The 21,292-nt window shown below is 60.5% G+C and carries 19 protein-coding genes and 2 tRNA genes; 3 read left to right on the forward strand and 18 right to left on the reverse strand.

From position 1 onward, the window contains the following. On the forward strand, positions 1-1,913 hold a 1,913-nt coding region (locus SFHG_RS09600; RefSeq protein WP_222859231.1), incomplete at its 5' end, for an MDR family MFS transporter. A 124-nt stretch (positions 1,914-2,037) separates the two neighbouring features. On the opposite strand, the gene SFHG_RS09605 is transcribed toward SFHG_RS09600, so the two are convergent. The 5 genes from SFHG_RS09605 to SFHG_RS09625 all read right to left on the reverse strand — a co-directional run bounded on the left by SFHG_RS09605 (position 2,038) and on the right by SFHG_RS09625 (position 7,756). Beyond that, positions 2,038-2,955 (reverse strand): dimethyl sulfoxide reductase anchor subunit family protein, encoded by a 918-nt coding sequence (locus tag SFHG_RS09605; RefSeq protein ID WP_042436902.1) that lies wholly within the window; start codon positions 2,953-2,955, stop codon positions 2,038-2,040. A gap of 108 nt (positions 2,956-3,063) precedes the next feature. Next, positions 3,064-3,735, reverse strand: a complete 672-nt coding sequence (gene dmsD, locus SFHG_RS09610; RefSeq protein ID WP_042436905.1) for a Tat proofreading chaperone DmsD — start codon at positions 3,733-3,735, stop codon at positions 3,064-3,066. 93 nt (positions 3,736-3,828) lie between these two features. Continuing rightward, positions 3,829-4,686 (reverse strand): dimethyl sulfoxide reductase anchor subunit family protein, encoded by an 858-nt coding sequence (locus SFHG_RS10280; RefSeq protein ID WP_052297938.1) that lies wholly within the window; start codon positions 4,684-4,686, stop codon positions 3,829-3,831. Position 4,687: 1 nt separating this feature from the next. Continuing rightward, the gene (locus tag SFHG_RS09620; RefSeq protein WP_042436907.1) at positions 4,688-5,308 is read right to left on the reverse strand and encodes a 4Fe-4S dicluster domain-containing protein; all 621 of its coding nucleotides are present in this window, start codon (positions 5,306-5,308) and stop codon (positions 4,688-4,690) included. Between the two features lie 27 nt (positions 5,309-5,335). Continuing rightward, complete coding sequence (locus tag SFHG_RS09625) at positions 5,336-7,756, reverse strand: DMSO/selenate family reductase complex A subunit (RefSeq protein ID WP_042436993.1); 2,421 nt, start codon at positions 7,754-7,756, stop codon at positions 5,336-5,338. A 408-nt stretch (positions 7,757-8,164) separates the two neighbouring features. On the opposite strand from SFHG_RS09625, the gene SFHG_RS09630 reads away from it, so the two are divergent. Beyond that, positions 8,165-9,931 carry a helix-turn-helix domain-containing protein gene (locus SFHG_RS09630; RefSeq protein WP_202898178.1) on the forward strand — a complete coding sequence of 589 codons (1,767 nt, stop codon included), beginning with the start codon at positions 8,165-8,167 and terminating at the stop codon, positions 9,929-9,931. A 47-nt stretch (positions 9,932-9,978) separates the two neighbouring features. Here SFHG_RS09630 and SFHG_RS09635 read toward each other — a convergent pair whose 3' ends face one another. From SFHG_RS09635 to SFHG_RS09695, 13 genes are all read right to left on the reverse strand, one after another. Next, complete coding sequence (locus SFHG_RS09635) at positions 9,979-10,614, reverse strand: SanA/YdcF family protein (RefSeq protein ID WP_238318330.1); 636 nt, start codon at positions 10,612-10,614, stop codon at positions 9,979-9,981. Positions 10,615-10,802: 188 nt separating this feature from the next. Next, complete coding sequence (gene leuS, locus SFHG_RS09640) at positions 10,803-13,376, reverse strand: leucine--tRNA ligase (RefSeq protein ID WP_042436913.1); 2,574 nt, start codon at positions 13,374-13,376, stop codon at positions 10,803-10,805. Between the two features lie 312 nt (positions 13,377-13,688). Continuing rightward, entirely contained in the window at positions 13,689-14,981 is a 1,293-nt protein-coding gene (gene eno / locus SFHG_RS09645) for a phosphopyruvate hydratase (protein WP_042436916.1), read from the reverse strand. A 270-nt stretch (positions 14,982-15,251) separates the two neighbouring features. Continuing rightward, a complete protein-coding gene (locus tag SFHG_RS09650; RefSeq protein WP_042436999.1) occupies positions 15,252-15,998 on the reverse strand; it encodes an energy-coupling factor transporter transmembrane component T family protein in 747 nt (248 codons plus the stop codon). A gap of 224 nt (positions 15,999-16,222) precedes the next feature. Further along, positions 16,223-16,711: a 50S ribosomal protein L17 gene (rplQ, locus tag SFHG_RS09655; RefSeq protein ID WP_042436918.1), complete on the reverse strand. Its 489-nt coding sequence runs from the start codon at positions 16,709-16,711 to the stop codon at positions 16,223-16,225. Positions 16,712-16,723: 12 nt separating this feature from the next. Continuing rightward, complete coding sequence (locus SFHG_RS09660; protein WP_042436921.1) at positions 16,724-17,674, reverse strand: DNA-directed RNA polymerase subunit alpha; 951 nt, start codon at positions 17,672-17,674, stop codon at positions 16,724-16,726. Positions 17,675-17,701: 27 nt separating this feature from the next. Further along, positions 17,702-18,298 carry a 30S ribosomal protein S4 gene (gene rpsD / locus SFHG_RS09665; protein WP_042436924.1) on the reverse strand — a complete coding sequence of 199 codons (597 nt, stop codon included), beginning with the start codon at positions 18,296-18,298 and terminating at the stop codon, positions 17,702-17,704. Positions 18,299-18,317: 19 nt separating this feature from the next. Next, positions 18,318-18,716, reverse strand: a complete 399-nt coding sequence (gene rpsK, locus SFHG_RS09670; protein WP_042436927.1) for a 30S ribosomal protein S11 — start codon at positions 18,714-18,716, stop codon at positions 18,318-18,320. A gap of 16 nt (positions 18,717-18,732) precedes the next feature. Then, the gene (gene rpsM, locus SFHG_RS09675; RefSeq protein ID WP_042436929.1) at positions 18,733-19,101 is read right to left on the reverse strand and encodes a 30S ribosomal protein S13; all 369 of its coding nucleotides are present in this window, start codon (positions 19,099-19,101) and stop codon (positions 18,733-18,735) included. A gap of 21 nt (positions 19,102-19,122) precedes the next feature. After that, complete coding sequence (gene rpmJ / locus SFHG_RS09680; protein WP_006363204.1) at positions 19,123-19,236, reverse strand: 50S ribosomal protein L36; 114 nt, start codon at positions 19,234-19,236, stop codon at positions 19,123-19,125. A gap of 100 nt (positions 19,237-19,336) precedes the next feature. After that, complete coding sequence (gene infA / locus SFHG_RS09685; RefSeq protein ID WP_042436934.1) at positions 19,337-19,555, reverse strand: translation initiation factor IF-1; 219 nt, start codon at positions 19,553-19,555, stop codon at positions 19,337-19,339. Between the two features lie 378 nt (positions 19,556-19,933). Then, positions 19,934-20,007: transfer RNA gene (locus SFHG_RS09690), tRNA-Gln, on the reverse strand. A 37-nt stretch (positions 20,008-20,044) separates the two neighbouring features. Continuing rightward, positions 20,045-20,120: transfer RNA gene (locus tag SFHG_RS09695), tRNA-Lys, on the reverse strand. A gap of 142 nt (positions 20,121-20,262) precedes the next feature. Here SFHG_RS09695 and SFHG_RS09700 point away from each other — a divergent pair. Further along, entirely contained in the window at positions 20,263-21,183 is a 921-nt protein-coding gene (locus tag SFHG_RS09700; protein WP_042436936.1) for a LysR family transcriptional regulator, read from the forward strand. The last annotated feature ends 109 nt before the right edge of the window (positions 21,184-21,292 follow it).

Genomic DNA, 21,292 nt, shown 5'->3' on the forward strand with positions numbered 1-21,292 from the left:
CCGCTATGGCTGATTGGGGGCTTACCCGCAAACAAATCGTCATGCTGATCGTGCTGGTGTTCGGTACCTTCGTCACCGTGCTGAACCAGACGGTCGTGGCACCGGCATTGCCGTCGATCATGAGCGAGATGAGCGTCGACGCCGCCGTCGCGCAGTGGTTGACCACCGGATTCACCCTGGTCAACGCCATCATGGTGCCCATCACCGCGTTTTTAACCGACCGCTTCACCACGCGCCGGCTGTTCCTTGCGTCCATGGTCCTGTTCACCGCCGGCACGGCGCTTGCCGCCTGGGGCCCGAACTTCCCCGTGCTGCTTTCCGGCCGCTTGATTCAAGCAGCCGGCGCCGGCATCCTCATGCCGCTCGTGATGACGGTGCTCATGTGGACGTTCCCCATCGACCGCCGCGGCACCGCCATGGGCGTGTTCGGCATCGTCATCGCATTCGCCCCTGCCGTCGGCCCCACCGTTGCAGGCATCATCATCGACCAGGCGAACTGGCACATCATGTTTTGGATCATCGCCGCGCTATGCGCTGCGGTCATCGTGTTCGCCGGCGCAGCGCTTGAACGTGGCGGCGAAACGAACAAGGATGTGAAACTCGACGTGGTTTCGGTCGTCCTGTCAACGCTCGGGTTCGGCGGCCTGCTGTACGGCCTGTCCGCCATCGGCAGCTACGGCGTGACCGTCGATTCGGCTGCCGGCGTCATCATCGGCGTGGTTGCACTGGCGTTCTTCTTCCGCCGCCAGCTACGGATGGAGCAGCCTATGCTGCAGGTGCGCGTGCTGACGAACCGCAAGTTCTTCATCGCCACCATCATCGTGATGCTCGTGCAAGGCGCGCTGCTCGCCGGCGGCATCCTCATCCCCATCTTGCTGCAGTCCTACATGGGATTCTCGGCCACCACGTCGGGCCTTGTGCTGCTGCCCGGCGCCATCGTCATGGGCGCCATGGGCCCGGTCGCCGGCCGCCTGTTCGATAAGCACGGCCCGCGCGTGCTGGCCGTCATCGGCACCGGCGTGCTGGCGCTGACCACCGCCACGTTCATGTTCATGGGGCCGGGTATGGGTCTGATCACGCTCACGGTCATCTACACGGTGCGCCTGTTCAGCCTGTCGCTCGTGAACATGCCCATCTCCACCTGGGGCATGAACGCGCTGCCTGACAAGCTGATGAACCACGGAACCTCCGTGCAGAACACGTTCCGCCAGGTGGCGGGCTCGCTGGGAACCGCCGTCATCGTCTCGACGTCCACCGTTGCCACCAACATGGTTTCCGGTTCGACCGATACCATGACCGCCGGCGTGTTCGGTATCCACATGGCGTTCGCTGTGGCAACGGCGCTATGCGTGCTGGGCTTTGTGCTGACGGTGGTGCTCGTGCGCAACAAGCCCGGCGACGAGGCGGCCGCCGACGAAGATAACGCGCACCGTTCCCTCATCGAGCAGATCATGAAGCGCGACGTGTACACGCTGCCCGAAAACGCCACCGTGCTCGAAGCCATGCAGCTGCTGGTGAACAACCATATCAGCGCCGCGCCGCTGGTCGACGCCGCCGGCAAGCCGACCGGTTTCATCTCCGACGGCGACATCATGCGCTACCTGTCCAAGCGCGGCCAGATGATCATGGACCCTGTGGTGATGATCGTGCAAACCGTGGACGCATACTCCGACCACAAGGATTACGCCCACAAGCTGGAGCACCTGATGGGCATGAAAGCCTCCGATATCGGCGCGAAGGGGATCATCGGCGTCAGCGTGCACGCCGACCTGCCCGAGGTCTGCCGCGTGCTCGGCGAGAACCACTTGAAGAAGGTGCCCGTGCTCGAAGACGGCGTGATCGTGGGCGTCATCAACCGTAGCGACATCACGCACTTCAGCATGGAAAAATATTTGGAAGAGCGCGGGGCGTAGAGTCCCTGCGTTGAGGCACGAAAGGGGAGCCTCAACGCGAGCGATCCCCCCTGAACGCAAAAAATCCCGCAACCGCGCTATTTGCGGTTGTGGGATTTTTTGCAACCTGAACCTATTTCTGGGCCTATACGGCAAGGCCGACCGTCAAATGCATCATGTAGAACGCGAAACGCATGACGAAGATGCCGGCGAACGCCAGCAGACACGAGACAAGCAGGCGAACAAGCACGCGCTTGGAGAATGCAAGCTCATCCCCGCCGCGCACCACCGCTTCCCTCGACACGACATGCATCGTGAAGGCGGCAAGCACGCAACCGGCAAAGCACATCAACGCGAACGCCAGCAGCATCGTGCGGTAATGCGGCACAAGGTCGGCTGCCGCGAGCACCGAATTCGCAATACCGTTCAATAGCCGCCCCTGCACGATATACACGACCATATTCGCCGCAAACGCAATGAAGGGCACCGTCATCAGCAGCAGGCCGAAACGCCCCGCAAGCGCGCGCCACTGGGCGGCATACAACGTGATCGCCGCCAGCAGAGGCCCTCCCATCAGGGCATTCAACCACAATGAAATCGGAACCGTAGGCAGGCTCCAAGTGACGATGGTGTCAACGGAATACGCGAGGGACACCATTATCACGAACGCGACGCCCATTGCCGCGATCATCATCAGCAGCAGCCGCTGCAGCCATACAAGGGGTTTGACCGAAAACGAGTACAGCCAATACAGGCCGCTGCACGCCAACAATCCCACCGCACTGACGACTTCGTTCGAAAGAGGGCTGGAGCCGAAATGCAAAAACACGTACAGCGCATTGGCCGGGTTCCCAAGATGCGTAGCCGACGCGACAAGCCCCACCATGGTAACCACAAGGGGGATGCACATGAACGTGCTGATGCGCGCCCGCATCGTCGATTCAAGTTTCGGAAACAACAGCACCGCCGCAACCAAGACAAGGGCGACGGCGCCCGAGGGGGCAAACGTGGTGAACAGCACCAACGTCACCTCGCTTAACGCGGTATCGAACCCGGAAATCATCAGCTCCCCCTCTTTGCAGCACTGCTCGACGCGAAACGCGCATAACGCCCGCATGGTCCGGCGCGTCAGCCTGCAGCGACGCGCCGGACCAAACGATTCCTTGGTATTTTAGCGATAGAAGCGAGGCGTGACGACCTCCAACCCCAACGCCTCCCGAACGCCGTCCAAGCTTGCACGCGTTAAGCGAGCCAGCCCTTCATAGAAAGGATGCTCGGCGGCATCGGCAAGCTCGTCCAGGAAATGCCCCGCCCACGTCAGGAAATGAAGGCTCAGAAACTCGCCCAGGTCAGCGGGCTGGTTTTGAGCAAGCCACGCCATAAGGGCAAGCATGAGCCCGATATGATCCTCCGGCGTTTTCTCGTCAGCGGTTCGCGCAACGCCGTGTTCACGCATCCATGCGCGCAGCTCAAGGGTGGTCGCACCGAACACCACGCACTCGCGATCGGTGTATACCGAGCCCCACGGCGGCGCCGGCTTTGCGCCCGGGCCGATGAACAAGCGGCGATATTCCCACATCAGATCATCGTCTGCGACAAAGGCGCCGCCCTCTCCGGCAGCACGGCTCGGGGCAAGACCCTCAACCATCATGCCCAAACAGCGAGCGGCCTGCGCCTCGCCGACGAAGGGCCATTCCGCGCCGGCAGCCTGCGCATCAAGCGCAGCGACCGCCGCAAACTCGGCGCCGGCATCGCCCGTGCGCGGGTCCTGCAGGAAAAACGGGGCCAGCGTGTTCCCTAAAAACGCAACGCCTTCAAGCGTCGCAGCATCAAGATCCGTCATGCGATCCTCTCCTTATCGCTTAAGGCAACCATCATACGGCAAGGGGCGCGCCCGCAAACCGGACGCGCCCCGAAAAAGCATCGACCTCAGCGATTAGCCGATATACAGGCCAACGCTCAGCTGCACCGCGTAGAACGCCAGGCGAGCGGCGAACACGCCCACGATTGCCAGCACCGGAGCCGCAGCGGCAAGCGCCGTGGACTTCGAGTTACGCAGAGCCATGAAGGCGGCGGCTGCGGCAACGACCATGCACACCACGCCGATCCACATGGGAGCGGAGGCGGCGGCGACCAGGTCCGCGCCATCGACCAGCGCATTGCTCATGCCGGACACGTTCATGACCTGCACCAACAGGCCAACAACACCAAGGACCAGGCCGATGACCAGCACCGCCAGAGCCGCCATCTTGAAGCCGCCCTTCGCAGCGTCCTCAAGCGCACCGGACAGCGCCAGCACGAGCACGCCCAGGGAAACGCCGCCCAGCAGGCTGAAGCCCAGCACGGCAACGGGGACCATCGGGGTGTTCCAGGAAGCGATGGTCTCCATCATGTAGGCAGCGCCCGTGAAGCACGCGAACACGATCGCCATGACAGCTACCACAGCGGCAAAACCCTTGCGAGCACCCTCGCCAAGCTTGCCGGCGAGCGCCACGATCCAGTACACGATAGCCAGCACGGCGAACACGACACCGGCGAGCAGCTCGTTGGACAGCGGACTCGCGCCCAGGCCGGCGAACACGCCGAACGCATGCATGGGGCTAGCCAGGTGGAAGAACGCGCAGATGAAGCCGGCCACCAGCACGACGACCGGGATGGTGGTCATACGGTCGATCTTCTTCAGCTGCTCATCGGAGAACTTCGTGGTGAAGAAAGCCACGGCCAGCGCGATGAACGCGCCCGCGCCGATAGGCGCCAGCGTGGTGAACAGGGCCAAAGGCAGCTCTGCCATCATGCTACATCACCTCCAGGGGATTCACGACTTTGCCGTCCTCCGCGCCTGCGGGCAGGGCATCAGCGGAAGCCTTGATGTATAGATTCGGTTTCGTGTAGGTGGGCTCGGGCAGGGGCGCGATGTTCCCGCGCTCGCCCAGCTTGGCCATTTCCTCGATCGTGCCGAAGTCCAGCGCGCGAGCCGGGCACGCCTCCACGCATACCGGCTTCTCACCTGCGGCGACGCGCTCGGCGCAGCCGTCGCACTTCACGCTGTGGCCCTTTTCACGATCGACCTTCGGCGCGTTGTACGGGCAGGCCATGTGGCAGTAGCCGCAGCCGATGCACTTGTCGGCGTCCACGGACACCAGACCGGTTTCGGGGTCTTTGTGCATTGCGGTGGTCGGGCACACCTTGGTGCACGCCGGGTCATCGCAGTGGTTGCACGACATGGACAGCGGATAGCTCACGCAGCTGCTGATGACGCAGCCGTTCGCATCGCGCTCGGTCGTGCCCAACGTCACCTCGTACACCTTGCGGAACGCGGTGCCGACGCTCAGGTCCTTGAAATCCTTGCAGGCCATCTCGCAGGTTTTGCAACCCGTGCAGCGAGTGCCGTCGAAATGAAATGCATATCGAGTCATCTTTTACTCCTCTCGTACTCGCTGCCTTTAAGCCTTCACGACTTCGCAGATGTTGGAATGCTGCGGATTGCCCTTTGCCAACGGGCTCGGGCGATGCGTGGTTAGCGTGTTGATGCAACCACCCTTGTCCAGACGAGCCTTGGGATCGGAGGAGGACATGTCCGCATTGTGCCAAGCGCCCTGGGAGATGGCGACCATACCCGGGATAACGCGCGGCGTAACCTTCGCCAGCAGCTCGATGGTGCCGAACTCGTTCTTCACTTGGACGGTGTCGCCCTGCTTGATGCCGCGAGGTTCCGCGTCGGCGGGATTGATCCAAGCCTCCTGCGGGTTGACCTCCTTCAGCTCCTCGATACCGCCCCAAGAGGAATGCAGACGACCGCGATAATGGAAGCCGCCCAACGCCAACGGATACTCGTCGGTGGTCGTTTCAACGCCATCCCACTCGGGGACGTACGCAGGAATCGGAGGCAGCGTATTCAGGCACGCAAGCGTATCGCCATCGGTCAGCTCCCAGCCTTCGGTGTCTTTCAGCAGCTTCTCAGAGAAGATCTCGATCTTGCCGGAAGGCGTGGTCAGGGCATTGGCCGCAGGGTCGTCGCGGAACTTCTTCATGGAGATGGTGGGGGCGTATTCGCGCGTGTACACGCCCATCTTCACCGCCTCGTCCCACGTGGGCAGCTCCTCGTCCTTCTCGCGAGACTTCTCGTACAGCTCCTTCATCCACTCGAGCTCGGTCTTGCCCTCGGTGAACTTATCTTTAATGCCGAACTTGTCGGCGATAAGCTCGCACATCTCGTAGCAGGTCTTGCGCTCGTACTTCACGGACGTAGCAGGGGTGCCGGTGATGACATAGCCCCAGTTCGAACCCGTGGCGATCTGCGAGTTCTGCTCAAAGCGGAACATGTCGGGCAGGATGACGTCGGAATACTTCAGGGAATCGGTCATCACGATATCAATGCCCAGGATGAACTCGCACAGCGACTCGTCCACCAGGATGTCATGCGCGTAGTTGATGTCGCCATGCTGATTGGTCAGGCAGTTGCCGGCATAGTTGATCATGTACTTGATGCCAGTGTTCAGCTTGTCGACGTATTTCACGCCCCAGTTCTTGGCCGTCATGTCCGCGCCATGCTTGATGGCGTCGGTCCACACGAAGCACGAGATGGAGGCCTTCACCGGATTGGTGCCCGCCGGCAGGGACTGCAGCGTCGGGCTGTTGCGCGCCTCGCGGCAACCGTTATTGGTGCCCGCCAGGCCGACCTGGCCGACCAGGCACGGCAGGGCCATGATAGACCAGGACGTCCACTCACCGTTGCTGCGGCGCTGCGGGCCCCAGCCCTGGCAGACGAACAGCGGCTTGGTGGTGCCGATCTCTTCAGCCAGCTCCTCGATCTTCTTCTCGGGGATACCGGTGACCTTGGCAGCCCACGCCGGCGTCTTCTCCACCTTGTCGTAGCCCATGCCCATAACGTAATCGAAGTAGGACATGTTCTTGCCCTGATATGCCTCGGGCATGGTCTGCTCGTCAAAGCCCACGCAGTAGGTGTGCAGGAAGTCCATATCGCACATGTCGTGCTGAATCAGGTAATGGGCGATACCCGCGACCAACGCGGCGTCGGTGCCGGGATTGATGGGCAACCACTGGTCGGAATGGCCCATGATGGAGTCGTTCATGCGAGGGTCGATCACATAGATCTTCGCACCGGTCTTCTCGCGCAGCTGGACCCAATCGTAATGAGTGGTAAGACCGCCCTGGCGCGTTTCGGTGGGGCTGGTGCCGAACATGAGGATGAGCTTGGCATCCTCGGCGTTCTTGAAGGAGCTGCCGCCATTGTTCTTGGAGCCGTACATGTAAGGGGTGATGGCCGTGATCTGGGCAGTGGAATAATCGCCGTAGCGATTCAGGCTGCCGCCCAGCATGTTCAGCAGTCGATTGAACGGACGAGCCGTGGTTGCGGAAACGCCGGTCGCATACGGCAGGTACACGGCCTCGTTGCCATACTTTTCGATAACCTCTTTGAGCTTCGTGGCTGCCAGATCGATAGCCTCGTCCCAAGAGATGCGCTCGAACTTGCCCTCGCCGCGCTTGCCGACGCGCTTCATGGGGTAGTTGATGCGATCGGGATGGTTCATCCAACGACGATACGTACGGCCACGCAGGCACGCACGGGGCTGCGGGTCGTCGAAGCCGGCGTCCTTGCTCGTGCAGGTGTCCACCCACACAACCTCGTCGTCCTTCACATGGAACTTCAGGCTGCAGCGGCCCGGGCAGTTGATGGCGCAATGGCCCCACGTGATCTTCTCCTCGGACTCCGCGAGTGCCGGCTCGGTTGCGCCGAACAGGTTCGCGCCCGTTGCAGCGGCGCCGCCGACGGCGGCCAGAGCACCCAGCGCACCCGTCGACTTGACGAACGTGCGGCGGTTCATGCTTGGCATGTCTTGCATTGCCTCCCCCTTCATTCTTTCCTTTTCGCCTCTGCCGAAACGGCTGCGCTATCGCGCGCCGCGACACGGCTTCTTCCTTTCGCGACCTTTTCGCCGCGCACCACCCTTGCTTCCTTAGTTGGGGCTCGTCTACCCTCCAAGCGCGGATTTGGTGATGAAATCTTATCGCCTTGTTTGCCCCACCGTGTCACATAAAACGTGCGAATTTCACGTTTGCCCAGTTCACAGGCTATCACCCATTACAGTATGTGACAGCCTGAACCCGATTGCGCGCTATACTGTTTTGAGCAATCGATTTCGCATTCTTGCTATGCAGCGGCGAAATCACGCAAGGGAGAAGAGCACTCGACCATCCGCCGCCGGCACCTTCAGGCGGGCGAACGGCAGTGCCCGACGACGAGGATCTCTGTGGCACGCACACGCATTTCCAACATAGCCCGCACGTTCAAGCCGAACACCGCATCGCTTGGATACGCCCTCTTTTTGGCCATCAACGCAGCCGGCGTTTGGGGTGGCGTGTTCCCGTTTTTACCCATGAGCTTCCAAACCCCGGATGTCATGTTCTGGTTCTTCTTTATGCAGTCGCTCGTGTTCTCGCTATGCTATTTCGCCAGCGCCATCGGAGTGTACTACCTTCCCGGACCCACGCGCCGATTCATGGTGATGCTCGCAAGCGCGCCATATCTGCTTGGCTGGTGCTGCCTTATCGGGGCCATTTACCTGCATGGAATCGCTCAGATATTGGTAATCGCCGGCGGTGCGCTTCTGGGCTTAGGGTCTGCCGGTTTCTACATGCTGTGGCAGCGACTGTTCGCCAGCTTCGACGCAGACCATGGCAACCATGATCTGATCCTGGGCACCGCTTATGGTGCGCTTCTGTACTTCGCCCTGTACGCCATCCCGCAAGCCGTGACCGCGTTTCTCATCCCGCTGGTGTTCATGCCGCTGTTCGCGCTTGCCATCGTGCTGAAAAGCCGGCACATCGACTTGAAGCAGCCCATGTTCGAGGATGTTCCGCGCGAGCACCCGAACGTGTATAGGCGCGTGCTGCGCGATTACTGGCGCAGCGCCTTGTGCGTCGGCGCCATCGCATTCTGCACCGGCGTCATGCGCTCGCTGGCCATCGGCGACCCGCGAGTCGGCAGCCTTGTGAACCTGCTGTCGATGACGGGATGCCTGGTTGCGGGCATCGGCGTTTTGGTGCTCTGGCAGTTCAAGAACGTGAGAATGAATGTCGCCAACGCCTACCGCATCGCCTTCCCGTTGCTCATCACCTCGTTCCTGGTGCTTCCGTTTTGCAGCGACGGTTATGCGCGATGGCAAGCCGCCATCCTGTATGCGGTATACAGTGTCGCCATCGCGCTCATGATGATCCAGTGCGCGCAGGCATCGCGCGACCGAGGCATCAACCCCGTGTTCATCTACGGCTTCTTCGCCGGCATCGTGTACGCGTTGCATGATGTCGGGTTCCTTGCCGGCACGTTCGCCGAGCAGATCCGCGTCATGGGCATGCAGCCCGATGCCGTCGTCGCGCTGGTGGCGGTGTATTTGCTCGGTCTCATGTTCTTCATCGGCCAGGGCGGCTTCAAGCGAGCATTGGCCGCAAGCCAAGCAGAGGATATCGAGCTCGTCGCTGGCATGCCTTTGCAAATCGCCGATATCAACGAGCGCCAAACCGACCTCGATGAGGCCGAATCGGAAAGCGAAGCGTCTCCCGCGGCGAACGCCGGATGCGCGGGCCCCTGTCCTTTCAACATGCAAGATATCGGCTTGTTCGAGATGAGGCCCATCATCATCGCACGGACGGATACCGAGAACGCCCTGACCGTCGAAGAGCCTGCGATGGCGCCCGACAACGGCCCCTTCCCGACGGATACCGCAAAACTCGAGAAACGCGACCATGCCCGCAGCTCCGATGCACCCAACTACCAGGATCGCCTGTCGAAGCAGGCTGCGCTAGTTCGACAGCACTACCGCCTATCCGCACGCGAAACCGAGGTCATGGAGCTCATCGCCCGCGGCAACACCGTGGCGCGCATCGCCGAGCAGCTGGTGGTTTCGGAAAACACCATCCGAACCCACAGCAAGCGCATTTACGCCAAGCTGGATATCCACAAGAAGCAGGAGCTCGTCGACCTGCTGGAAACGTTCAATCCGAAAGACCTGGAAGATTAGCCCCCCTGAACGGACGACGGCCGCGCATTCCGCGCGGCCGTCTTGTTCTAGTTCGTCACATCTCCGCTTTGGTCAAGGCTGATCGCTTCGCCCACATACGTGGACGGCACGCGGAACAGCGCCTTGAAGAAGTCCTTCGTGCGCGCGGGAATCTCGCGGATATCATACTGCAGCTGTTTTTGGTACTCGTGATAGTCGCTGGGAACGCCCTCGGCTTGCATTCCCAGGCTTTTCGCGGACCACAGCGCGCGATACAGGTGATACGTCTGCGTGGCAACCACGATGCGCTCGCACCCGAACACGTACTTCGCCCGATACATGCTCTCATACGTGGAGAAACCCGCGTGATCGCAGAAGATGTCCTGGCTTGGCACGCCCTGCGCAATGGCGTACTGCTTCATGGCCTTCACCTCGTTGTACGAGGCGGTGCCGTTGTCGCCGCTCATGATGATCTTCGGCGCCACGCCCGCGAAGTACAGCGCGATGCCGTCATCCAGACGATCGGCCAGAATGCCCGAAGGCGTTCCGTCCGGCAGCACCGATGCCCCGAGCACCACGATGGCATCGGCATTGCCGATACTGGCCTTCTCGGGGGTGACGATGGACCCTTTCGATCCCACGATGGTCACCACGTTCGTAATGGTGAACACCGCCACCACGGCCAATACCGCCGCCAGCACCATATCCAGCACCCGCCTCAGGCATCCCTTATGTTTCTTCGCGCTACTCATAGGAAACAGACAATAGCAAACGCCGAAACCTCACGGCAAGCATTTCGCCGGAACGGCGCAACAACGCCACCGAAACCCAACCCCGAAAACAAAACGACCCGGAGCATCCTCCGGGTCGTTTCGACTGCAATGTCAGCGTTTTACTTCGCCACGATGTTCACCAGACGGCCGGGCACCACAACGACCTTCTTCAGGTCCTTGCCTGCCACGGCATCCTGCACGGCCTCGAGCGCCACAGCCTTCACGGATTCCTGATCGGCATCCGCGGCAACCGTGATACGGGCCTTCACCTTGCCGTTGATCTGCACGGCAAGCTCGACCTCGTCGTCCTTGGCCTTCTCGGGGTCGAACTCGGGCCATTCCTGCGTATGGATGGAACCCTCGCAGCCCAGCGCATCATGCCACAGCTCGTCGGTCATATGCGGGCAGATAGGAGCCAGCAGCCTTACCAGCACATTGGCGACCTCGGTCGCAAGCGCCTGCTCGTCAGCAGATGCGGCGCGCTGCTCCGGGCCGACCTTGCGCAGGTAATCGCCGATGGCGTTCACCAGTTCCATGATGGCGGCGATGGCGGTGTTGAAGTTGTTGCGATCGAAATCGTCCACAACCTTACCGGCGACGCGATGACGCTCGCGCAGCAGCACCTTGCGAGCCGCTGCTGCCTCTGCATCGGATGCGCCCGGCTGGTACAGCGTGTCCTCGTCGGCCTTGCCCACCAAGTCGTACACCATGCGCCACACGCGGTTGAGGAACTTGTGCATACCGGCCAAGCCGTCCTCGTTCCACTGCAGCTCCTTATCGGGCGGGGCCATGAACAGGATGTAGGCGCGCACGGCATCGCAACCATAGCCCGCGATCATCTCCTCGGGGGAGATGACGTTGCCCTTGGACTTGCTCATGACGTCACCGTGCTCGTCGAGCACCATGCCCTGGCATAGCAGGTTCTTGAACGGCTCGTCAAAATCCAGCATGCCCAGATCGCGCAGCACCTTCGTGAAGAAGCGGCTGTACAGCAGGTGCAGGATGGCGTGCTCGATGCCGCCGATGTACTGGTCGACCGGCATCCAGCGGTTGGTTTTCGCGCTGTCGAAGGGCAGCTCGGTGTTGTGCGGGTCGGTGTAGCGCAGGTAGTACCAGCTCGAGCACGTGAACGTGTCCATGGTGTCGGTCTCACGACGAGCCTCGCCGCCGCACTTCGGGCACGTGCACTTCGCGAAGCCCTCGTGCGTTGCCAAGGTTTCGCCAGCGGAAAGGTCGATATCCTCGGGCAGGCGCACCGGCAGGTCCTCCTCCGGCACCGGCACCAGACCGCACTTGTCGCAGTAGATCATCGGGATGGGGTTGCCCCAATAGCGCTGGCGGGAGATCAGCCAGTCGCGCAGACGGAACTCCACCTTGCGCTTGCCGCGGCCCGCAGCCTCCAGGTCGGCGACGATGGCCTCCTCGCCCTCGGAGTGCTTGCCGCCCGTAAGGCCGGTGTACTTGCCGGACTGGACCAGTCGACCCTCGGCTTCCATGGCGCTGTCCCAATCGACGCTGGTAACCACACGGCCCTGCTCGTTTTTCAACTGCTCGAACAGTGGATCGTCGTCGCCCAGGATGATGGGGATGATGGGCAGGTCGTATTTCTTGGCGAACTCGAAGTCGCGCTGGTCGCCGCACGGCACGGCCATGACCGCGCCGGTGCCGTAATCGGCCACGATGTAGTCGGCAACCCACACGGGCACCTTCTCGCCGTTGATGGGGTTCACTACGTAACGGCCGGTAAACGCGCCGTGCTTCTCCTTGTTGCCCTGCGCGCGCTCGACGGCGGTGATCTTCTTCGCGTCCTCGACCACCTGCATGACCGCGGCCTCATACTCCGTGCCTTCCACCAGGCCCTTCAGGATGGGGCTTTCGGGGGCAAGCAGGAAGAAGCTGCAGCCGAACAGGGTGTCGGCGCGCGTGGTGAACACGGTGATCAGGTCGTCTTCCGTGGGGTTCTCGGGTGCGTTGCCCTGCTTGTCGCACAGCGTGAACTTCACCTCGGCGCCCTCGGAGCGGCCGATCCAGTTCGCCTGCATCTGCTTGACGCGCTCCGGCCAGCCGTCCAGCTGATCCAGGTCGTCCAGAAGCTCCTGCGCGTAATCGGTGATCTTGAGGTACCACTGCGTCAGGTCGCGCTTCTCGACGGCGCTATGGCAACGCCAGCACTCGCCCTCGGTGACCTGCTCGTTGGCGAGCACGGTCTGGCACTTCGGGCACCAGTTCACCGGCGAGTTGCGGCGCTCCACCAGGCCGCGCTTCCAGAACTGCAGGAAGATCCACTGACCCCAGCGGTAGTACTCGGGGTCGCATGCCACGACGGTGCGGTCCCAATCATAGGAAAGGCCCATGCGCTTGAAGCTGGCCTTCTGCGTTTCGATGTTGGCGTAGGTCCACTTCGCCGGATGGCTGTGATGCTTGATGGCCGCGTTCTCAGCCGGCAGGCCGAACGCGTCCCAACCCATGGGATGCAGCACGTCGAAGCCGCGCATCTTGGAATAGCGGGCGATGACGTCGCCGATCGTGTAGTTGCGCACATGGCCCATGTGGATGTCGCCCGACGGGTACGGGAACATCTCGAGCACGTACTTCTTGGGCTTGGCGTGATCTTCCGTAACCTTGTACAGGTCGGCATCTTCCCAAGCCTTCTGCCAACGAGGTTCGATCTCGTGAGGGTTGTACTGTTTCATCGTCCATCTTCCTTGGCTGACGCGGTAATACACATAGGGTTCATTGTAGCAGCCCCGCGTTTTCACGAGGGGAAAAAGCGACAACATCCCAGGCAAGGAAAGCCGAGCGGGCTCCCGGGGAAACCTCATCCGGTTTTGCGCCAGTATCGCGTGCCCGATGCCGGAAAACAACAAGCCGCCCAGGCGGCCCGATCCCGCTTGCAGCGCACGATCGAGGCTTACCCTCGATCGCATAAACTGCAGCGGAACGGCGCGCCTGAGCGGCCTGCATTCGCTACGGTGTTTGCCGAACTTGATTCGGCAGCATCCCGATTAACGCTTGATGTTGTAGAAAGCGTTCTTGCCGGCGTACTGGGCCTGGGAGTCAAGCTCCTCCTCAATGCGCAGCAGCTGGTTGTACTTGGCAACGCGGTCGCTACGGCACGGAGCGCCGGTCTTGATCTGGCCGGTGTTCAGGGCCACGGACAGGTCGGCGATGGTGGTGTCCTCGGTCTCGCCGGAACGGTGGCTCATCACGCATGCGTAACCTGCCTGTTTGGCCATCTCGATGGCATCCAGCGTCTCGGACAGGCTGCCGATCTGGTTGACCTTGATGAGGATGGCGTTCGCGCAACCAAGCTCGATGCCCTTCGCCAGGCGCTTGGAGTTCGTGACGAACAGGTCGTCGCCCACCAGCTGCACCTTGTCGCCGATGCGGTCGGTCAGCTGCTTCCAGCCGTCCCAGTCCTCCTCGGCCATGCCGTCCTCGATGGAGATGATCGGATACTTCTCGACCAGCGCGGCCCAGTAGTCCACCATCTCGGCGCTGGTCAGCTCGCGACCCTCGCCCTTCAGCTCGTACTTGCCGGTTTCGGCGTTATAGAATTCGGTGGAAGCCGGGTCCATGGCGAACATGATGTCGTCGCCGGGCTTGTAGCCAGCCGCCTCGCAAGCCTTCACGATGTACTGCAGCGGCTCTTCGTTGGTGGTGAAGTTCGGAGCGAAGCCGCCCTCGTCGCCGACGCCGCCGCCCAGACCGGCCTCGTGCAGGACCTTCTTCAGGGTGTGGTAGATCTCGGCGCACCAGCGCAGCGCCTCGGCGAACGACTCGGCGCCCACCGGCATGATCATGAACTCCTGGAAGTCGACGTTGTTGTCGGCATGCACGCCGCCGTTGAGGATGTTCATCATAGGCGTGGGCAGGATATGGCCGTTCACGCCGCCAACATACTTGTACAGCGGAAGACCGGCGGACTCGGCAGCGGCCTTGGCGCAGGCCAGGGACACGCCCAGGATGGCGTTAGCGCCCAGAGCGCCCTTGTTGTCCGTGCCGTCCAGCTCCAGCATAACGTCGTCGATGGCGCGCTGATCGTCGGCCTCGAAGCCGACGAGCGCGTCGGCGATCTCATCATTCACATGGCCAACGGCATCCAGCGTGCCCTTGCCCAGATAACGCTCCTTGTCGCAGTCGCGCAGCTCAACGGCCTCGAACGCGCCCGTGGACGCGCCGGAGGGAACGGCCGCACGACCGAAGGAACCATCCTCCAGCACAACTTCCACCTCGACCGTGGGGTTGCCGCGAGAGTCCAGGATTTCACGCCCGAACACATCGATGATGACGCTCATTGAATGCCTCCTCGTAGGATGTTTCCTTTTGCGCCCGGCGCCTTGCACCAGGCCATACGGGCAAATAATACCATGCCCGCCCCGACATGTGCGAACCAGCAGGCGGACGGCGAAATGCGTCTGTGCGCGGAGGCGATGACTTGGCCAGCTTCACGTTAGCGAACGTGTCGGACGGTGATATGCGTCTGAGCATAGAGGCGATCGCCAAAGAACGGCGATGGCGACGACGTTCCCCGCGGCCGAACACGCGTCTGTAATCGGAAGCGATCGCTAGAGAAGTGCCGCTATTGCCGCAAGAACGCCTAAACCGACAACCGATACGGCAACCGAAGCGGGTGTCATGCGATAGTCCCGCAACGAGGTACGTCGCCCTCCTCTGACACCATAGCAACGGGCGTCCATGGCGACCGAGAGCTTATCAGCCCTTCGGAACATGCCCACGAACAACGGGATGAACACAGGAGGCCATGCAGACAAACGTTGCCATAAGCCACCGCGATGAAACGAGGCGCCTCGCGAGAATTGGGCATCATGGATCGCGCAGATCTCTTGAGCCATCAAAGGAATGAAGCGGATAGCCATGCTGAACACCATGGCGATATCATCAGCAGGTACATGCAGAACCCGTAGCGGGGACACGAACGACCGCAGCGCATCGGTAAGCGCCGTCGACGTGGTGGTGAGCACCACGATGAAGCTGCCGAGGACAAGCAAGATTATCCGAACGCCATAGAAGCAGCCCAACGCGAATCCAACCTGGTTATTGATCGACGCGAACAAAACGGTAAGAGCCGCCATCATGTACACGGGGATTCCCATGGCCAGCATACGCCCAAGCGGAACATGGGCCGACAAGGCTAGCACCAGACATAGGAAGCCAAGGAGCCACTGTCCAGCCCATGTTTCAACCCAGAAAACGGTTGCGGTATATGCGCACAACAACAGCACCTTCACTCGAGCATCGCAGGTATGGACAAAGGATTCGCCGTCGATATACGTATTAATTCGTAATTGCATGCGTGAAGTATAGCGCAGCATCCGATGCAGAAATAAGAAACTCCTGAGAAGCAACGGCGCACAAGGCTACATGACCAACGAGCAGCAACGTGCGCAGATGTCCTCGAGCAGCATAGGTTGCAAAGCATGCCGAAGATGAAGCCAAACGCATGCCCGCAAGCAATTCGTCCCAAAAAGAAAGGACCCCGAAGGGTCCTTTCAAAATAGCATGTGGGGCGAAAAGCTTATTCAGCCTTCTCCTCAGCAGCCTCGACAGCCTCAGCAGCTTCCTCGGCCTTGGGCTCCTCGACAGCCTCGACCTTCTTCGGAGCAGCCTTCTTGGCAGCCGGCTTCTCAGCCTTCTTGGCCACCGGCTCGGTGACGAGCTCCATGATGACCATGGGAGCGTTGTCGCCCTTGCGGTTGCCCAGCTTCATGATGCGGGTGTAGCCACCCTGACGATCGGCGAACATGCCCTGCTCGACCTTCTCGAAGATCTCGCGGACCAATTCCTTGTCGTTGCCCAGCGCGGCGATGGCCAGACGACGGCTATGCAGGTCGCCCTTCTTCGCCCAGGTGATGATCTTGTCGACATCGGGGCGGATTTCCTTAGCGCGGGACTCGATGGTCTTGATGCGGTCGTTGAGGAACAGCGCCTGCACCAGACTACGCTTCATGGCCTTGGTATGGGCAAAGTCGGTGCCCAGCTTGCGGCCCTTGTAGTTATGCCTCATGGTAGGTTTCTCCTATTGCTTCAAATTGAGGTCCATGGAAATGAGCTTGTCCTTCACTTCCTCAATGGACTTCGCACCAAAGTTCCTGATGTTCAGCAGGTCGTTCTCGGAGAACTCGACCAGCTGGCGCACCGAATGAATGCCGGCACGCTTCAGGCAGTTGTACGAGCGGACGGACAGGTCCAGGTCCTCGATCTGCTTGTCCAGCTCGGCGTTCGACTCCTGACCCTCCGGAGCGAAGATGGACGGCACTTCGCCCTCTTCCTCTTCGGGGGTGCTGGTCAGGCTGAGGAACGCGCCCATGTACTGGTTGATGATGTTGGCCGCACGGGTGACCGCATCGATAGGCTCGATGGAGCCGTCCGTCTCAACCTCCAAAACCAACTTATCGTAGTCGGTACGCTGGCCCACGCGGGTGTCGGTCACGTTCATCGTGCAACGGCGAACCGGGGAGAACAGCGAGTCGACATGGATGACGCCGATAGGATCCTCCGTGCGCTTGTTGCGCTCGGCGGAAACGTAACCGCGGCCCACACCGATGCGCACCGTCATGTCAAGCTGGCCGCCGTCGGCAACCGTGGCGATGACATGCTCGGGGTTGATCAGCGTGAACTCGGTGGGAACCTGCAGGTCCGCACCGGTCACAACGCAGGGGCCCTCGGCAGAAACATGAGCCGTGGCCTCTTCCACGTCGTCATTGAGAGCCGAGAAGACCAGGCCCTTGACGTTCAGGACGATATCGGTGATATCCTCGATAACGCCTTCGGCCGTGGTGAACTCGTGCTGCACACCGTCGATTTGGATGGCCGTCGCCTTGGCGCCGTCGAGAGACGACAGCAGAACGCGACGCATGCTGTTACCCAGCGTATAGCCGTAGCCACGCTCCAGCGGTTCCACGATGAAACGCGCAACAGTATCGTTGACTTCTTCCGTTGTTACCGTCGGCCTCATGAACTCTGTCATGTTGGGTAAGCCTCCTTACTAGCGCGATTACTTGGAGTAGAGCTCGACGATGAGCTGTTCGCGGATGTCGAGATCGATCTGATCGCGGGTCGGAAGAGCCAGAACGCTGCCCTGCAGCTTCTCGATGTCAACCTCAAGCCAAGCCGGAACCTGGAAGCGGGCGTTGGAAACCAGAGCGCTCTTGATGACCAGCAGTTCCTTGGACTTGTCGGCAACGGCGATCTTGTCGCCGGCCTTGACGCGGTAGGACGGGATGTCCACGCGGCGGCCGTTGACGGTGATGTGGCCGTGGGTCACGATCTGACGAGCTTCCTTACGGGTGCGGGCAAAGCCCAGACGGAAGATCACGCTGTCCAGACGGGACTCCAGGATAATCATGAGGTTGTCACCCGTGATGCCCGGCATGGACTTGGCCTTGTTGAAGTAGCCATGGAACTGCTTCTCCAGCACGCCGTAGATGAACTTGACCTTCTGCTTCTCGCGAAGCTGCATCGCGTACTCGGATTCCTTACGACGACGCTTGGGCTCGCGCTTGGAAGTCTTGGAGCTGCTGTAACCCAGCACGACGGGATCCAGGCCCAGCTGGCGGCAGCGCTTAAGAACCGGAGTTCTATTGATAGCCATAGTAAATAGATCCTTTCAGTTACACGCGACGACGCTTCTTGGGGCGGCAGCCGTTGTGCGGAATGGGGGTGCAGTCCTGAATGCTGGCGACTTCCAGACCGGTAGCCTGCAGCGAACGGATAGCCGTCTCGCGACCAGAGCCGGGGCCCTTCACGTACACGGCGACCTTCTTCAGGCCGTGCTCCATAGCCGTCTTGGCAGCAGCCTCAGCAGCCATCTGCGCGGCAAACGGCGTGGACTTACGGGAACCCTTGAAGCCGACGGTACCGGCGGACTGCCAAGAGATCACGTTGCCCTGAGGATCGGTGATGCTGACGATGGTGTTGTTGAACGTAGACTTGATATGCGCAGCGCCAACGGCAATGTTCTTGCGCTCGGAGCGCTTGATGCGCGTGCGCACGTTTTTCTTAGTTGCCACTTCTTAGCTCCCTTACTTACTTCTTCTTGCCGCCGATTTGCTTGCGGGGACCCTTGCGGGTACGGGCATTCGTGTGGGTGCGCTGACCGCGAACGGGCAGGCCCTTGCGATGACGCAGGCCACGGTAGCAGCCGATTTCCATAAGGCGCTTGATGTTCTGAGACACCTCGCGGTGCAGGTCGCCCTCCACCTTGATGTTGTTCTGGATGTAGTCACGCAGCTTGACGAGATCCTCTTCGGTGAGGTCGTTCGTGCGCGTGTCCGGATTGATGCCCGTCTCAGCCAAGATCTTCTTGGACGTGGTCAGGCCAATGCCGTAGATGTAGGTCAAGCCGACTTCAATGCGCTTGTCGCGAGGAAGGTCGACACCAACAAGACGTGCCATAGGTTTATCTCCTCTTTCTTCCTAGCCTTGACGCTGCTTATGACGGGGGTTCTCGCAGATAACGAGGACCTTGCCATGGCGTCGAATGATCTTGCACTTGTCGCACATTTTCTTGACCGAAGGACGTACCTTCATTTCAATTTCCTTTCGGTTAATGCGGTCCTATATGTACACACCCAGCCGCAGGTGATTATTCTCGGGGACACTGGCGCGCCGGCTTGCGCGCGAGCTGAGACTACTTGAAACGGTACGTGATACGCCCGCGATTCAAGTCGTAGACGGACAGTTCGACCGTCACCTTGTCGCCGGGCAAGATCTTGATGTAATGCATACGCATCTTGCCGGAAATGTGGGCCAGGATTTGGTGGCCGTTTTCCAGCTCCACCTTGAACATGGCGTTCGGCAGGGCTTCGAGAACCTTACCACCCAGTTCGATAACATCTTGCTTGGTCAACGGTGCTCCTTCAAACTAATCTCGTCTTTTCGCAGCAATCCAGAATGATACCAAACTTATTGAGTTGTGTGGGGAAAATACACAAAGCGCACAAGACCAGAGGAGCTCGTGGCTTTTCGATACCTGCATGTCAGGCGTGCGGTCTAGATGCCGCGCAGCCTTCGCCGCTGAGATTGGGCGAGGCCGCCAGGTATTCGCGCATTGCGCAGCCGCCTTGTCGGCTTGACGCGTGAGAATGATTGAGATGAGATTCGCGTTCAGATTCTTGTAATTATACCCTTTTACCGCGACGCGTCAAGGGCATTGCAGGAGAAATCACGCGTTCCGACTCTTCTCGGACAATAAAAAACCTCCCAATCGGGAGGCTGAAACGTTAAATGGCTGGGCCACTAGGATTCGAACCTAGGTAGCTGGTACCAAAAACCAGAGTCCTGCCGTTGGACGATGGCCCAGTGCATTCAAACCGCCATGGCGGCCCTGCGCAAAAAGTGGTGGGCCCTGTGGGGATCGAACCCACGACCTTGGGATTAAAAGTCCCCTGCTCTACCGACTGAGCTAAAGGCCCACTTCGCATATGCGCGGCTTTTCATTCTACCGGTGCCCTACGAAACGGTCAACGGGAAAATGGTGAATTCATCTTGCCGCCGCATTTGCAACCTCCGAGCCTTACAATTCGTTGCAACGCTATCTTTCGCGAAGGACGCACCATGACGCTTCAACAGCTTCGTTACCTTATCGCCATTGCCGAATACGGGTCGATCAACGCCGCCGCTCAGAACCTTTACGCATCGCAGTCGAACCTATCCACGGCCATCAAAGAGCTTGAGCAGGAGCTCGGCATCTCCATCTTCACGCGCAGCAACCGCGGCGTGACGCTGACCAACGACGGCACCGAGCTGCTTGGCTACGCACGTCAGGTCATCGAGCAGGCGAACATGCTGGAATCGCGCTACGCCAACAAGGAGAAGCCCCAGGCTCGCCTGGCGGTGTCCACCCAGCATTACGCCTTCAGCGTAGAGGCCTTCGTGAACGTGGTCGAGCAATGCGAGGGCGATTTCTTCGATTTCATCCTTCGGGAAACCACCACCGCCGAGATCATCGATGATGTGCGATCGTTTCGCAGCGAAGTGGGCATCCTGTATCTAGATGCTTTCAACCAGCGCGTCATGCAGAAGGCCTTCGATGACGCCGATGTGTCGTTCTACCCGCTGTTCGACGCGGGCGTGCATGTGTTCGTGGGAGAGAACCACCCGCTGGCCGGACGCGACATCATCAAGCCCGAGGAGCTGACCGTATGGCCCCGCTACAGCTTCGAACAAGGAACCGCGAACTCCTTCTACTACTCCGAGGAGCCGCTGAGCTACGTCGAGCACTCGCGCAATATCCGCATCTCCGACCGCGGCACGCTTTCCAACCTGCTGACCAGCTACAACGGCTACACGCTTTCCACGGGCGTGCTTTCAAGCGAAATGCATACGGGCATCGTCAGCATCCCGCTTGATACCGACGAGCGCATGACCGTGGGGTACATCATGCACAACGAACGCAAGCCCTCCGAACTTTTGGACCGTTACATCGAGGAGCTGCATCGCATCATCGGGGAGAGCGAGGGCGTGACCGCTCGATAGCGGCCCATACACGAGCTTCGCCTCGCACAGGAACTGCGTGCGCAAAACGCCACGCAAGCAAAAAGCCTCGCCCGGCACGAACCGGGCGAGGCTTTCGTTTAGCTAGACG

Source organism: Senegalimassilia anaerobia JC110 (assembly GCF_000236865.1).
Lineage (GTDB): Bacteria > Actinomycetota > Coriobacteriia > Coriobacteriales > Eggerthellaceae > Senegalimassilia > Senegalimassilia anaerobia.